This is a genomic window from Corynebacterium atrinae, assembly GCF_030408455.1.
In the GTDB taxonomy this organism is placed as follows: Bacteria; Actinomycetota; Actinomycetes; order Mycobacteriales; family Mycobacteriaceae; genus Corynebacterium; species Corynebacterium atrinae.
In genome coordinates this window covers 1,039,379-1,054,394 of record NZ_CP046977.1, presented here as the reverse complement: position 1 = coordinate 1,054,394, position 15,016 = coordinate 1,039,379, and the positions used below count along the sequence as shown (strand labels likewise).

At 65.4% G+C, this 15,016-nt stretch carries 13 protein-coding genes; 5 read left to right on the top strand and 8 right to left on the bottom strand.

Features of this window, described 5'->3' with window-relative positions:
* Positions 1–8 precede the first annotated feature (8 nt).
* From CATRI_RS05270 to rho, 5 genes are read right to left on the bottom strand one after another with little or no spacing between them, the layout of a single operon-like run.
* Positions 9–1,187, bottom strand: a complete 1,179-nt coding sequence (locus tag CATRI_RS05270) for a glycosyltransferase family 4 protein (protein ID WP_290220362.1) — start codon at positions 1,185–1,187, stop codon at positions 9–11.
* Positions 1,188–1,847 carry an L-threonylcarbamoyladenylate synthase gene (locus CATRI_RS05265; RefSeq protein ID WP_047252856.1) on the bottom strand — a complete coding sequence of 220 codons (660 nt, stop codon included), beginning with the start codon at positions 1,845–1,847 and terminating at the stop codon, positions 1,188–1,190.
* A 41-nt stretch (positions 1,848–1,888) separates the two neighbouring features.
* Positions 1,889–2,725 (bottom strand): peptide chain release factor N(5)-glutamine methyltransferase, encoded by an 837-nt coding sequence (prmC, locus tag CATRI_RS05260; RefSeq protein ID WP_290220359.1) that lies wholly within the window; start codon positions 2,723–2,725, stop codon positions 1,889–1,891.
* 4 nt (positions 2,726–2,729) lie between these two features.
* Positions 2,730–3,803 (bottom strand): peptide chain release factor 1, encoded by a 1,074-nt coding sequence (gene prfA / locus CATRI_RS05255; RefSeq protein ID WP_047252854.1) that lies wholly within the window; start codon positions 3,801–3,803, stop codon positions 2,730–2,732.
* Positions 3,803–5,671, bottom strand: coding sequence for a transcription termination factor Rho (gene rho, locus CATRI_RS05250; protein WP_290220978.1), 1,869 nt, complete (start codon positions 5,669–5,671; stop codon positions 3,803–3,805). Before rho ends, prfA begins: the two co-directional genes overlap by 1 nt.
* 407 nt (positions 5,672–6,078) lie before the next feature.
* Between rho and CATRI_RS05245 the strand changes: the two genes are divergently transcribed.
* Genes CATRI_RS05245 through mobA form a run of 5 tightly spaced genes read left to right on the top strand, consistent with a single transcriptional unit; the run spans position 6,079 to position 11,286 of the window.
* Positions 6,079–7,815, top strand: coding sequence for a long-chain fatty-acid--CoA ligase (locus CATRI_RS05245; RefSeq protein ID WP_047252852.1), 1,737 nt, complete (start codon positions 6,079–6,081; stop codon positions 7,813–7,815).
* A 58-nt stretch (positions 7,816–7,873) separates the two neighbouring features.
* Positions 7,874–8,974 carry a GTP 3',8-cyclase MoaA gene (gene moaA / locus CATRI_RS05240; protein WP_290220356.1) on the top strand — a complete coding sequence of 367 codons (1,101 nt, stop codon included), beginning with the start codon at positions 7,874–7,876 and terminating at the stop codon, positions 8,972–8,974.
* Between the two features lie 9 nt (positions 8,975–8,983).
* A complete protein-coding gene (locus CATRI_RS05235) occupies positions 8,984–10,222 on the top strand; it encodes a molybdopterin molybdotransferase MoeA (RefSeq protein WP_290220353.1) in 1,239 nt (412 codons plus the stop codon).
* A 21-nt stretch (positions 10,223–10,243) separates the two neighbouring features.
* Positions 10,244–10,714: a cyclic pyranopterin monophosphate synthase MoaC gene (moaC, locus tag CATRI_RS05230; RefSeq protein WP_290220352.1), complete on the top strand. Its 471-nt coding sequence runs from the start codon at positions 10,244–10,246 to the stop codon at positions 10,712–10,714.
* Entirely contained in the window at positions 10,711–11,286 is a 576-nt protein-coding gene (mobA, locus tag CATRI_RS05225; protein WP_290220351.1) for a molybdenum cofactor guanylyltransferase, read from the top strand. Before moaC ends, mobA begins: the two co-directional genes overlap by 4 nt.
* On the opposite strand, the gene CATRI_RS05220 is transcribed toward mobA, so the two are convergent.
* From CATRI_RS05220 to CATRI_RS05210, 3 genes are read right to left on the bottom strand one after another with little or no spacing between them, the layout of a single operon-like run.
* The gene (locus CATRI_RS05220) at positions 11,283–12,671 is read right to left on the bottom strand and encodes a multicopper oxidase domain-containing protein (protein WP_290220350.1); all 1,389 of its coding nucleotides are present in this window, start codon (positions 12,669–12,671) and stop codon (positions 11,283–11,285) included. The two genes, mobA and CATRI_RS05220, sit on opposite strands and share 4 nt — an antisense overlap.
* A complete protein-coding gene (locus CATRI_RS05215; protein WP_290220349.1) occupies positions 12,668–13,891 on the bottom strand; it encodes a beta-carotene 15,15'-monooxygenase in 1,224 nt (407 codons plus the stop codon). The genes CATRI_RS05220 and CATRI_RS05215 overlap by 4 nt, the downstream gene beginning before the upstream one ends.
* A complete protein-coding gene (locus tag CATRI_RS05210) occupies positions 13,884–14,999 on the bottom strand; it encodes a DUF8744 domain-containing protein (RefSeq protein WP_290220348.1) in 1,116 nt (371 codons plus the stop codon). Before CATRI_RS05210 ends, CATRI_RS05215 begins: the two co-directional genes overlap by 8 nt.
* Positions 15,000–15,016 lie beyond the last annotated feature (17 nt).

The window sequence follows — 15,016 nt, the reverse complement described above, 5'->3', positions numbered from 1 at the left end:
CCGCTCACTCACGGGGCCGATGGATCCTGGTCAATAACCACGCGGGTGGGTGGAACCTGGCGTCCGAGTTTGCCGGCCCGCAGCGGAATGAGGGTGACGCCGAAGGCGACGAGGAAGGCGAGGAACAGCAGGGCGAGGGCGTAACGGGCCGGGATGATGGAGAAGCTCACGGCGCCGAAAGCGACGACACACACCCACATGTTGAGCACAAGGACGGTGCGGCGGTGGGTATGCCCGAGGGAGAGCAGCCGGTGGTGCAGGTGCATTTTGTCCGCGGAGAACGGTGAGGTGCCGCGGGAGAGGCGCCGCAACACGGCAAGCACGAGGTCAAGCACGGGCACGAAGACCGCTGCGGCGACAACGATGATGGGGCTCATCAACGCAACGATTTCGGCGGTGCCGTAGAGCGACATGTTGATCTTGCCCGAGGCGGACGTGGAGGCGGCGGCGAGGAGAAGCCCGATGAGCATGGACCCTGAGTCGCCCATGAAGATGCGCGAGGGCTCGAAGTTGTGGGGCAGGAAGCCGAGGCACACGCCCACGAGCCCGGCGGCGATGATGGCCGGCGGATAGGCGGACACGGCACCACCCTGGTCGTGGAGGACGGTGAGGGAAAAGACCAAGATGGCGGCACCGGCGATCATGCCCAGGCCCGCGGCGAGGCCATCGAGACCGTCCACGAAGTTGATGGCGTTGACCAACGCCACGGTGAACAAGGTGGTGATGATCGTGGCTTGTACCTGGTCAAGCACGACGGTGGTGCCGTCTCCGATCGGCAGGTACAGCAGCGTCCACGACAGGCCCAGGATGCTCATGATGATCGCCGAGAGCACCTGGCCGATGAGTTTGGTGATCGCGTCTAGTTCATATAAATCGTCCAACACCCCGACGAGGACGATGGCAAATGCGGACCAGATGACGGCGTTCATTTCCGGGGTGATCGGCATGAACCCGCGGGTCAGCGCCGGTAGCTGGGCGGCCAGGAAGACGGCGGCAAGGAACCCGGAGAACATGGCCACGCCCCCGAGCCGGGGCGTCGGCTGCTTGTGTACGTCGCGTTCTCGGATCTCGGCCACGCGACCGGACCGGACCATGATGGAACGAATGACCCCGGTGGCCAGGTAGGTTATCGCCGCGGCGACGAGGATGACCAGCCCCAGTTCGCGCAGCGGGACACCCGCTCCCATTTAGGCGGTTCCCCGCAACGCCTCCGCTGACATGCCGAGGACCTCCCCGATGCGCTCGGCCGTGATGGCACCTTCGCGCAGGATGTGCGGGGCCGGACCGGACAAGTCAATGATCGTGGAGGCCTCGCCGACGGGGGTCTCTCCCCCATCAAGGTAGACCGACACGGCGTTGCCCAGCTGTTGCTTGGCGGCGATGGCGGTGGTGGGCGGCTCATGGCCGGAGATGTTGGCCGAGGACACAGCCATCGGGCCCACCTCCCGGAGCAATTCTATGGCGACGGGGTGCAGCGGCATGCGCACCATGACGGTGCCCCGGGTATCACCGAGGTTCCACGGCAGGGACGGCGCCTGCGGGACGACGATGGACAGGCCACCCGGCCAGAACGCCTCGACGAGGGCCTCGGCCTGCGGGGTAAATTCCCGCACTAGCCCTTTGACGGTGTCCCAGGAGCCCACGAGCACCGGCACGGGCATGTCGGGCCCGCGCTTCTTGGTGGCCAGGAGGGTGGCCACCGCCTCGTTGTTGAAGGCATCGCACCCCAGGCCGTAGAGGGTATCCGTGGGCATGACGACCAGCCGTCCGCTGCGCGCAGCGTCGACAGCGGCACTCATGCCCTCAGCGCGGGTGACCTCATCGGCGCAGGAGTAGATCCGGCTCATAGGTGAATCCTCAGTCCTTATGTGGGTGTAGGGGGAGGTTATCAGTCTGACAGCTTACTCGCTGTGACAAACCGGGCCCGTCCGGTGAGGTCGCGGAGCACGGAAATCTGCTCAAATCCACCGTGCTGGCTCAGCACTGCTTGGACTTCTTCGGAGGTGGAATCGTCGTGCTCGATGCCGACGGCGGCACCGGGGCGTAGCAAGCGATGGATGAGCTCGACCATGTCGCTGATGATGTCCATCCCGCTCGGGCCGGCAAACACTGCTTCGGGGGGATCGGCATACACCTCCGGATCAAGATCCAGGGTCTCGGGAACGTAGGGCGGGTTAGTCACCACCAGGTCCACCGTTCCGTGCCACTGACGAAGGGTGTCGGGGTCAGTGACATCGCCTTGGAGCATGTCAACGCCCGTGCCCGCCGCATTGCGGCGCGCATAGTCAAGGGCTACAGCTTGCTTGTCGACGCCCGCGACTTCCGCGGCAGGGCACGCCGCCGCAATGTAGAGAGCAAGTGCACCGGAACCGGTGCACAGGTCAACGACCCGCGGGGCGTTAATCAGCGCCAGCTGGCGCACCCCCCAATCGGCGAGGACTTCTGTCTCGGGCCGGGGAATGAACACGCCCGGCCCGACAGTGAGGTCAAGCGGGCCGAATGGGGCGGTGCCCAGGATGTGCTGCAGCGGTTCGCGCCGCTCCCGGCGCTCTACCGCCTCCCAAAACCCCTCCGGGACGTCGGTACGCCCGTGCAGATCCAGCTGGCCGACGCCGTGGAAATGGGCGGCGATGAGCCGCGCATCGACCTCCGGGGAGGCGACGCCGGCGGCGGACAGTCGCTGCGCGGCGTCGATAAGCGCGGCGCGAAGCGCCTGACCCTCCATCGACCTACTCAGCCTCGAGCCGATCGGCGCGCTCGGAGGCCTGCAGCGCGGTGATGAGATCACCGAGGTTGCCATCAAGCACGGAATCGAGGTTGTTGGCCTTGAAACCGATGCGGTGATCGCTGATGCGGTTCTCCGGCCAGTTGTACGTGCGGATGCGCTCCGAACGGTCCATGTTGCGCACCTGCGCAGCACGGCCCTCAGCGGCCTCGGCGTCAGCCTTCTCGCGCTCCATCTGCTCCAAACGGGCCTGCAGCACCTGCATGGCGCGCGCCTTATTTTGAATCTGGGAACGTTCCTTCTGACACGTCACCACGATGCCCGAGGGCAAGTGGGTGAGGCGGACGGCAGAGTCCGTCGTGTTCACACCCTGACCACCCTTGCCCGAGGAACGGTAAACGTCCACGCGCAGATCCTTCTCATCGATCTCGACGGCACCCGGCTCATCGGTCTCCGGGAAGACCATGACGCCAGCGGCCGAGGTCTGGATGCGCCCCTGGGACTCGGTCACCGGAACGCGCTGGACGCGGTGGACGCCGCCCTCGAACTTGAACACGCTCCACGCACCATCGCGGCCCGCGTTCTTCGCCCGGAAAGACAAGGTGATGTCCTTGACTCCACCGAGATCCGACTCCGACAGGCCCAAGACCTCCCAGGTCAGACCATTCTTATCAGCGTAACGCTCATACATGCGCGCCAAGTCACCGGCGAAGAGCGCAGCTTCCTCCCCACCAGCACCCGCCTTGATCTCCATGATGATGTCATCGGCGTCATGGGGATCGCGCGGAGCCAACAGATCAGCGAGCTGCTCCTCCAACGCAATGGCCTCCGCCTCCAGGCGCTCGGCCTCGACCTTGAACTCATGGTCCTCATGGGCCATCTCGCGGGCTGCCTCCAGATCACCCTTGGTCTCCACCCACTGGGAGTTGACCTTGATGATCGGCTGCAGCTCGGCATAACGCTTCGACAGCTTACGGAACAGGGCTTGATCCCCCGCGGTCTCCGGGTCAGCCATCTGGGCCTCAATGCCCTGGTACTCCGAGACGATGTCGTCTACGGCAGAAACCCGGTTAGTCATTAGGAATAGTCCTCCTCGTCCCTATCCGCAGCCATCGGAGCGGAAGATGCAACCTGCATGAGGAACTCGCCATTGCTCTTCGACTTCTTCAGCTGCTTAATCAGCAAGTCAATAGCCTGCTGCGGGTCCAATGCCGAGAGGATACGCCGCAACTTGTGCATGATGCGGACCTCCTCCGGGGCGAGCAACAACTCGTCCTTGCGGGTACCCGACGGGTTGACATCCACGGCCGGGAACACCCGGCGCTCCGAGATCTTGCGATCCAGCTTGAGCTCGGCGTTGCCGGTGCCCTTGAACTCCTCGAAGATAACCGTGTCGCCAGCGGAACCGGTCTCCACCATGGCGGTGGCGATGATCGTCAGCGAACCGCCATTTTCGATGTTGCGGGCAGCACCGAGGAAACGCTTCGGCGGGTACAGGGCGTTGGAATCCACACCACCGGAGAGGATGCGGCCCGACGCCGGGGAGGAGTTGTTGTACGCACGACCCAAACGGGTGATGGAGTCGAGCAAGACTACGACGTCCTTGCCCTGCTCCACGAGGCGCTTCGCGCGCTCAATGGCCAGCTCCGCGATGGCAGTGTGCTCTGACGGCGGGCGGTCGAAGGTCGAGGCAATGACCTCACCCTTGACGGAACGCTGCATGTCCGTCACTTCTTCGGGGCGCTCATCGACGAGCACGACCATGAGGTAGCACTCCGGGTTGTTCGTCGAGATCGCGTTGGCGATGTTCTGCATGATCGTCGTCTTACCGGCCTTCGGCGGGGAGACGATAAGCGCACGCTGGCCCTTACCAATCGGCATGATGAGGTCAATGACGCGGGTGGTGAGAATCCGGGGATCCGTCTCCAGGCGCAGACGCTGGTTCGGGTACAGCGGAGTCAGCTTGGCAAACTCCGGACGGTTACGAGCCTCTTCGACCGACAGGCCGTTGACCGTCTCAACCCGGACGAGCTGGTTGTACTTCTGGCGGTTACGCCCCTGGCCATGGGTCTGCTGAGCACCCATCTTCACCTGGCCGGTGACGGCGTCACCGGAACGCAGGCCGAAGCGGCGGACCAACTGGTTGTTGACGTAGACGTCCGCGGAAGAAGGCTGGTAGCCCGTGGTGCGGACGAACGCGGCATTGTTGTCGAGGATATCGAGGATGCCCGCAACATCTTGCAGCTCCCCGCCGCCGTCATTGTGCTGATCCTGCTGCTGGTTACCCTGCTGATTGTTGTCGTTGAAGTCGCTTCCGCCCCCACGGTTGCGACGATTGCGACGGTTGCGGCGACCGCGGCGGCCTTCGCCGTCCTCATTCCGGTCGTTGCGATCATTCCGCTCATTCCGCTCGTTGCGGTCGTTGCGGCTGTTGCGATTATTGCGGTTGCCGCGGTTGTCCCGGCCCTCGCGGTTCTCGCGCTGATCGTCGGCGTTTGAGTTGTTGGAGTTATCTTCTACAGCACTATCGGCATGGACGGCGTTGTCACGCTTTTCCGGCCGAGAGTCCTGCTGCTGCTCCTCGCGCTTATCCCCGGAGTCCTGGGAATCCTGCTGGCTGTGGCGGGCGCGGTTGCGTCGGGCCCGGCGGGCAGCGGAACGCGACTCATAGCGGCCCTCATCGGAGCCATCCTGTGAGTTCTCTTGGGAGCCCTGGCTATCGCCGGACTGGGCGGGCTCGTCCTGCTTCGCAGGCGCAGCGGCCTGGGGTGCTTCCTTTGTCGGCGCCGCAGCCTTCGGCGTGTCGGCCTTCTCAGCGCGGGCCTTTGCTGGCACGGATCCCGATTGGATCGCGGCGATGAGGTCCCCCTTGCGCAGCCCGGAGGTTCCCTTAAGGCCCCTATCGGCTGCGAGTTTCCGCAGCTCAGGGAGCTTGAGGGGCGCCAGGTTGGGCTGGTCGCTTCCTCCCGCGGCGGTACCGGCGGCGGGGGTGGTGTCCGTTGTGGTCACGGATGTCCTTTCATTGCTTGACCAGCCGCGAATGTGGAAGTAAAAGGTGCGGTACGCGCGCGGCTGGAAGCCTTCATGTTGAATTGAGCGACTCTACGCGTCCATGACCGACGCACTTTCGCGTTCGGAAACTTTGGCTACGGAGCCGTACTTCAGTGGTGATTAGACCGAGCCGGATCAGGTACCTCACAGCCTGACCCGACAGTGCATGACGGTGACGAGGGAGTGGGCGGACGCTACATCCTGGTGGATCGGGGTCTACAAGGTAGCCCCGTCGATCTGTGGACAGTGTAGCGCATCTGTCCGACATGTCCGCATCAACGCGCCCGGCTAGAGTATGGGACATGCTCTCCACCATGCAGAATGTTCCCCTGTCGATTGCGCGCATTCTGGAGTACGGCTCTACGGTTCACGCCTCGACCAAGGTGACGACGTGGCGGACTGATTCCGCCGAGGAGTCTACTTTTGCGGATATTCGCGCCCGAGCAGCGGCTTTTGCGCACGCTCTGCACGATGAGCTGGGGATTACTGGGGATCAACGGGTGGGCTCCTTCCTCTATAACTGCGCCGAGCACCTGGAGGTCCAGTTCGCCGCGGCCTGCAAGGGCGCGGTGTTTACCCCGTTGAACAAGCAGTTGATGACGGACCAGATCCGGCACATCATCAATCATGCCGAGGTGGAGGTCATTGTCGCGGATCCTCGCTTGGCGGCGTCGCTGGGCAAGGCACTCATCGACTGCCCGACGGTGCGGGCGGTGGCGTTCACGGGGTTGCCGCTCCTGACTGAGCTGGCGGAGCTACTGCCCGACGGCATAGATGTTTACTCTTACGAGTCGCTTCTCGACGGTCGCGCGACCCGCTATGACTGGCCCGTCCTTGATGAGAACACTGCGGCGGCCATTTGTTATTCCACGGGCACCTCCGGTGCACCGAAGGGCGTGGCTTATTCTCATCGTTCGATCTACCTGCAGGCGATGGCCTTGCGCACGACAGATTCGCTGGCGGTGTCCAATGGTGAGTCGTTCTTGTGCTGCGTGCCCATTTATCACGTCTTGTCCTGGGGCGTTCCTTTCGCAGCGTTCATGTCCGGCACTCCCCTGGTCTTTCCCGATTCGGATGTGTCCGCCCCCACCCTCGCTCGCCTCATCGCGGCCGTCCATCCCCGCGTGGCCACCGGAGTTCCCACCCTGTGGATCCAGCTCATGGTCCATTACCTGCACAATCCCCCGGAGCGGATGTCGCTCACGGAGCTGTATGTGGGCGGCTCGCAGGCTCCGCCGATCCTCATCAAACTGTGGGAGGAGCGTTACGGCGTCGACGTGGTCCACCTGTGGGGCATGACGGAGACCTCGTCGGTGGGGACGATCGCCCGCCCGCCGTCAGGCTCCTCGGGTGAGGCACGCTGGGCTTATCGCATCAGCCAGGGCCGATTTTCCAACCTGTTGGAGTATCGCGTGGTCAATGATGGCCACGTCGTGTCCTCCACCGACCGCAATCAGGGCGAGATCCAGGTGCGCGGCAACATCGTCACCGGCTCCTACTATCACTCCCCGGCGGAGGAGGATCACGGCGCCGCCAGCCGTTTTCGCGGCAAGGAGGTCGATGACGCCGAGCAGCTGTTCACGGCCGATGGGTGGCTGCGCACCGGCGATGTCGGTTCCGTGAGCGCGGACGGCTTTCTCACCGTGTCGGACCGCGCGCGCGACGTTATTCGATCCGGCGGCGAGTGGATCTATTCGGCGATGCTGGAAAACCTCGTCATGGATGCGGCAGAAGTCGTCGAAAGTGCCGTCATTGGCTACCCGGATGACAAATGGGGCGAGCGCCCCCTGGCCGTCACCGTTTTGCACTCGGATGTGGAGCCCACGGAGGAGACGGCCGAGAAGCTCCGCGAACGCCTGCGTTCTAGCCTTCCGGGATGGATGTTGCCGGAGTACTGGACTTTTGTGAAGGACATCGACAAAACCTCGGTGGGCAAGTTCGACAAGAAGGACCTGCGAAAGCACCTGGAGCAGGGCGAGTTCGAGATCATCAAGCTCACGGGCCCGGGCGAGAAAAGGATCACATCCCCCGAGAATTAACACGGATGAACCCGTGGGTATTTGCTTCCTGGCGCAATGTTCCTAGGATGGGAAGAACATGACTACGCAGCTTCCCCTCCCCCGCTTCCAGGCGGCACCTCCACCACCGCGGATCGACGGCGCTACCAAGCTCGTTGATACGTACGGTCGGGTTGCCCGGGATATGCGCGTCAGCCTCACCGACCGCTGCAATCTCCGCTGCACGTATTGCATGCCCGCCGAGGGCCTCGAGTGGCTGCCCACGGAACAAGCACTCACCGACGCTGAGACCATCCGCCTCATCACCATCGCCGTCGAAAAGCTGGGCATCCGACAAGTGCGTTTCACCGGCGGCGAGCCGCTACTGCGCAAGTCGCTGGCAGACATCATCGCCGCCACCACAGCGCTGCGCACCGACGAGGGCGTGGCCCCGGCGACAGCCCTGACCACCAATGGCCTGGGGTTGGACCGCCGCCTGCCCGCGCTCATCAGCGCTGGCCTGGACCGCGTCAATATCTCCCTCGACACCCTGGACCGTGAGCGCTACCACCAGCTCACCCGGCGCGACCGGCTAGCGGATGTCCTGACCGCCATCGACGCCACCATTGATGCTGGCTTGCATCCCGTGAAGCTCAATTCGGTCATCATGCCCGGGGTCAATGAGGACGACATCGTGCCCTTGGCGGATTTCGCCTTATCCAAGGGCGCTCAGCTGCGCTTTATTGAGCAGATGCCGCTCGGGCCGAGGGACAAGTGGCGCCGTGAGGACATGGTCACCGCCGATGAGATCCTCGAGCACCTACGGACGGCCTTTGACTTGACTCCAGCCGAGGAACCTCGGGGGGCGGCTCCGGCCGCCCTGTGGCGGGCCCGGAGCCGGACGACGGACGGCGACCCCGGGGGCGTCGATAAGCAAGGACTCATCGGTGTCATTGCTACGGTGACCAGGCCTTTTTGCGGGGATTGCGACCGCACGCGCCTGACCACGGACGGGGCGATTCGCACCTGTTTGTTCTCCCGTTCGGAGACAAGCCTGCGCGATCTCATGCGTTCGGGTGCCAGCGATGACGAGTTGGCTGCCGTGTGGGCGGGGGCGATGTGGGGCAAGTTGCCCGGCCATGGCATTGATGATCCGGGTTTCCTCCAGCCTGATCGCCTCATGTCCGCGATCGGCGGCTAGGGTCGGAGCATGCGCTCGATCACTGATCACCTCGCGGCAGCCCTGGCGTTGGCTGCGCCCCGCCCGGCGGAGACTGTGCCGGCGACGGAGACGCTCGGCCGGTTCCTCGCCGAGGATGCCGTGTCGACGTGGCCGGTGCCGCCGTTTTCCAACTCGGCGATGGATGGTTTCCTCGTCCATTCGGCCGACGTCGCCGGCGCGCCTCCGTGGACGTTGCCCGTCGCGGGTGACATCCCCGCCGGGTCCGCGGCGGTGGAGGTTCCAGCTGGCCGCGCGGTGCAAATCATGACGGGCGCGCCGGTCGGCCCCGATCCGACGGGCCTGCGCGTCATTCCTGTTGAGGACACCGATATTCCCGCTGGCCCCGTGCCGCTGCCCTCGGCGATCACGATTTCCCGGGTGCGCGAGGACCGCACTCACATCCGGCTGCAGGGGGAAAACACCGGGCCTGGCGACACCATCATCCCGGCTGGATCGCTTATCGGCCCCGGCGCCATCGCCGCCGCAGTCTCCTGCGGCATCACCCACCTCAGCGTCTTCCCTGTCCCCCGCGTCGCGGTCGTGTCCACCGGTAATGAGCTCGTCTCCCCCGGGGTCACGCCCGGCCCGGGGCAGCTGCCAGATTCCAACCTCTCGATGGTGCGCGCACTGCTCGCCGCCGGCGGGGTCGAGGCGACTGCCGTGCACGCCGGCGATGGGGACATGGATACCGCGGCGATCCTCGATGATCTCTGCGCCACCCATGACCTCGTGATCACAACCGGCGGCATTTCCGCGGGGGCCTTCGACGTGGTGCGCGCCGTCACCTCGGGTGCGGACATGTGGTTCGGGCACGTCGCCCAGCGCCCCGGCGCCTCCCAGGGGCTGGGGCGCCGCGGGGAGGCAGTCCTGCTGTGTCTTCCGGGCAACCCCGTCGCAGCTTTTGTCTCCTTCTGGCTCTACGCCCCGCCCCTGTTTATGGCGTTGGCGGGGGCAACGGCGGACGGTGACCTGTGGGATCGCCCCCACGTCACGGCCCGCCTGGCCGAGGGCCTGAGTTTGCCCGCCTCACCCGAGCGCGCTTTCCTCGCCCCGGTTCACCTCACCTATCATCGCGATGGCGTGCTCGCGGCCCCATTCAATCGTCGGGCCACCGGCTCCCACCTCGTCGGTTCCCTGGCCACCACCAACGGCCTGGCGGTCATCGAGCCCGGGGCTGAGAAACCCACTCCGGGCAGCTCGATCCGCGTCCTCCTGCTCGGCGTCTAACTACTTTTTAAGGATGTGCTCGTGAAGTTCACCCACCTCAACGACGCTGGCACGGCCTACATGGTCGATGTCACCGACAAGTCCCCCACCGTCCGTTCTGCCACGGCGCAGGGGGAGGTTGCCTGTTCGCCGGAGGTGTTGCAGGCGCTGCGCGACGGCACTGTCCCCAAGGGCGATGTCCTCGCCGTCGCGCGGATCGCGGGAATCTCGGCGGCGAAGAAGGTCCCGGACCTGCTGCCGCTCGCGCACACGATTGGGGTGCACGGGTGTGTGGTGGACCTATCCATCGAGGACGATCACGTGTTCATCTCGGCAACGGTGCGGACCGCCGATCGCACGGGCGTCGAGATGGAAGCCCTCACCGCCGTCACGGTCGCGGCGTTGGCCGTCATCGACATGGTCAAGGGCGTGGATCGTTCTGCCGTCATTCGCCGGTGCGGGATCGTGGCCAAGTCGGGCGGTCGATCCGGGGATTGGTCGCGGGAGCTGTGAGCCTCGGCGCCATCATCCTCGCGGGGGGCCGCAGCACCCGTATGGGCGCTGACAAGGCGACAGTGCTTCTCGACGGCCGCCCGCTCATCACCATTCTCCTCGCCTCGCTCGGGCGCGTCCCCGGCGTCGACCAGGTTGTCGTCGTCTCCCCCTCCCTCACGCTGGAGGGGGTCACGGTGGTCTCGGAGGACCCGCCTTTCGGCGGTCCCGTCGCGGGGATCGCCGCGGGTGCGGCCGCTCTGTCCGAAGTTGACCTGGTGGGCGTGGTGTCCGTGGATGCGCCTGATGCCGCGGCCGCCCTGCCGCAGTTGGTGCAGGCACTGGAGGTGGACGCTGATGCGGATGTCGCCGTCATCCGCGCCGCCGATGGCTACCTGCAACCTCTTTGTGCGGTGTGGCGCACCGCGTCTTTGGCCCGCGCGTTGGCGTCCCTGCCCTCGGTCCGGGATGTGGCTGCGAAGAAGCTCCTCGCGGGTGCCGAGGTGATCATCGAAGTGCCCGGCGACGGGAGCGAGCGCGACTATGACACCGCCGCTGAGCTGGCTGAACGCGGCGAGGTCGACTTCGCTTAACTGACCTTGATGGTCCCGTGCTGGCCCTTCTCCGCATCTGTCATGAGGTGGTTGACAAAGGTGTAGCTCCCCGGCTCGTCGAAGGTGACTTCCACGAACCCGCCCTGTGCGGGGAGGAGTGGGAGGACTTGGGCTCCGGTGTCCTGGTCCAGGCCATGGCGAATGGTGTACTGGCCTTCGGTGAATACCGTGTCAAAGACGGTGCCGACGATGTGGAAGGCCAGCGGGTTGTCCGGGCCGACATTGAGTACCCAGAAGCGGGCCCGCTGCCCCACCTTCAGTTCGATGGGGCGGCCATCGTATTGGTTGGGGAAGCCGTTGAAGGCGGTGAGGTCGTAGGAGCCGGCGGTGACGCGGTCGGCATCGGCACCCGTGGTCTCCGCCCCGAGGAAGACCTCACTGGCCACCAGTGCGTATTCGCTGTCCACCGTGTCTAGTCCCCCCGGCGGGTCAATGATGACCGTCCCGGCCATCCCGTTGGCGATGTGGAGGCTCATCGGTGCCGTGGCGCAGTGATACATCCAGATGCCGTAGCGGCGGGCCACGAACTCGTACACCAGGCTCTCACCTGGGTTGATGGTGGACATGGGGGCGTCGGGGCTGACTTCTCCGGCGTGAAAATCGACGGAGTGACCCATCGAGCCTTCGTTTTTCAACGTGATGCGGAAGGTGTCGCCGACCTTGCCTCGCAGGGTCGGACCCGGGGCTTGGCCGTTGAAGAGCCATTGCAGTTGGCGATGACCAGGGGCAACTTCCCGGATCTCCTCGGTGACGGTCATCTCCACGTCGTGGACCGTGCCGGTGGGCGCGGGATCGAGTTCCGGGTCGCGCCAGATCGCATCGGTGATCTCGTGGGAGAGGCGTTCGGCGGAGCTGGGGACCTCGACTAGCGAGTCGGTCGCCGGGGCCTCCGCCGCACTGACAGCGGACCCGGTGACCACGACGTCGAACACCATGCCCTGGGATTTGTGTCCGGCGACGGTGCAGTAGCCCTGGGTGTTGTCCGTGAAGACCCCAGCATCGAGGGTGACCGTGTCACCTGGGTCAATGAGCGGGGTGGTCACTCCGTTGAGGGTGAGGTCGTGGCGCTGGTTGTCATCGTTGGTCAGCTGGATGGTGAGCTGGGTGCCCGGGGGAACCTCGATGCGATTGGGAATGTACGCCATGCCCTCAATGCGCACGTCCGCGGTCATTGATCCGGTGGCGACGGCGGTGGGAGCCGAGGTGGGTGTGGGGTTCATGACCCGGGTGGTCAGGGTGACGCCGAGGATGACCACGGCCGCGATCGCGACGCCGATGATGAGCCAGGACGCCCACGACGACGTCTGCTGAGCATCCGCCCCGGAGCTGTTGCCGGAGTGAGGTGCGCCCAAGGGGATGGTCATGAGGATTCCGATCGATGGTGAAGGAGGACGGCGACGGCGAGCGAGCCCACGTGGGCGACAAGGCCGAGGCCGAGGAGGAGGAAGCCGGCGGTGCGGGAGGGGCCGGCGTCGATAAGCAGCAGGAGCAACGCTCCGAGATTGACCAGCAAGACTCGTGCCACCCCGCCGTAGTCGGCGGCGGCCTTCGCGCGGAGGACGCGGGCGCGGCCGCCCGCGAGGAGGACGGGCAGCAGATGATGCAGCACTCCGAAGATGAGCTGCAGGAGTCCCGCCCCAAGGAACACGGGAATGAGCAGGAGGGTGATCATCCGGGGGTCGGCGCCGGTGATGTTGCTGGCGGCATCGGCGGCACAGACCGCAATCATCCACAACAGACCGGCGGTGACGCTTAGTGACGCCGTGGTCCAGACCGCTCCACCCGTGAGCACCGCCGACAACACCGGTTGCAGGATGAGCAACGCTGCGGCCACCACGACGAGTTGGAACACCCCCGCCCACACGGCGTGTCCCAGCATCTGCGCCACGATGACCGCGCTGAGTCCAAGGCAGTGCACGATGAGCGCCCTCGTGCAGCGGCGGCGAGCGAGGTCGCTGATGCGGGTGCCGGACAACGTGGGCAGGAGGGTAACCATGGTGCCCAACACCGTGAGCCAGGCGAAACCCCAGATGGCGGCGCGCGAATGGGCGGCGATCATGTCGGAATAGGTGCCCACTCCCCGACCCGCAAAGTTGCCCAAGAGCCCCGCGACAACGAGGAAGGCGGCGGCCGCGAGATAGAACGGCACGGTGACGGCGAACTGACCGGCCAAGCTGCTTCGCAGGTGGCGGTACACCACCACCATGTGCCAGATGAAGGCGCCGATGACAAGGGTGGCCGCGAAGTCCGCGAGCGCACCCCAGTCACAACCGGCTTTACCGATGATGAGCAGGATCAGCCCGACCTGAACGAGGCCAACGCGGATGCTTAAGCCCCGGACGTCGTCGGCGGCGGTGCGGGTCAGCGCCTGCGTGAAGTGGGTGGAGTAGATGAGGATGGCGGTGGCCACGACTCCCAGGGTGAAAGAGTGGACGCTCACCCACCAGCTGATGGGGGCGCCGAAGGCCCGGGCGATGGCGATGCCCACTCCCGTGAGCAGCCACAGTCCGATGAGGGCGGCGGCCCAGGTGTGCCAGCGGCTGCGTGCTCGGAGGGAGACATCGGAAAGCGTGAGATCAGCCACGAGCAGGCCGCCTTGTCCGTGTGGTGATGAGGATGACGCTGGTGAGAGCGAAAAGCAGGATCGCGAGGACGTTGATGATGCCGCCGCTCACCCATGCGGTGTTCGCTGCGCGGAGGTCCGCGATTACCCGCACGGCCAGTCCGCCGTGAAGCAGGACGACGGGCACGTACAGCGCCGGGTGGAAGGGGATGGTCCGGCGGATGACCCCGCCGAGGATGAAGGGGGCGTGGGCAAAGATCATGGAGACGACAAACCCCAGGAAGATGGAGTGGACCGCGGCGTCGTGCAGGTGCCCGGCGCGGGTTTGGCCGAATCCGATCCACAGCAGCCCGGCGACGGTGAGCCAGGCGTAGCCCAGCAGCATGCAGATGGCGGTGTAGCGGGGCAGCTTCCCGGCGTGAACGAGTCGTCGGGCGGCATCGACGCGGACGGTGACTAAGGCGGTGGCTATCAGCAGCACGCCCATGCTGAAGAACCCGACCTGGGGGCTCAAGGCAAACACCAGGGAGGACACCACGAGGGCGATGATGAGCGAGGTGATGAGTTTTTCTGCAGCGGTTCCGGTAAAGGAGACGCGGGCGAGTTCCATGCGTTCGCCGATGATCGTCGCGACGGCGAAGACCACGGCGAAGGGGACAACGTCGGCGAAGTCGGCGCCACTGCCCCACGTGACCGCAGCCATGACTCCGCCGATGACGCCGCTGGCTTGGACGAGTAGGGACAGGCTGGCTTGGCGCTGGTAGATGAGCACGTACACGGCCCCGAGGACGAGGAAGGAGATGGTGAAGGCGGCGGCGGGGACGGCGCGGGGGAAGCCAGCTAACACGGTGACCACGCCGAGGGCATTGGCGATGGGGCCAGCCCAGGCCCAGGTAGTTTTCGCTGCGACTGTTCTTTCGAGCCCGATGGCGCCGCCGACGAAACCGAAAACCATGAGCGGCCCGTGGTCTTCGCCCAGGGAGGAGGCCGGGGTATCGGTCCAGATTCCGAGGAGCGTTAGCCCGGCCACAAGCCCGGTGAGCATGGAGGCACCCGCGAAGGCCAGCAACACTCCTCGCGGCCAGATGGGGGCTCGCCCGGTGGGTCCGCGGCCCTGCTTATTTTTCACGGTTTTCATCGTACTAA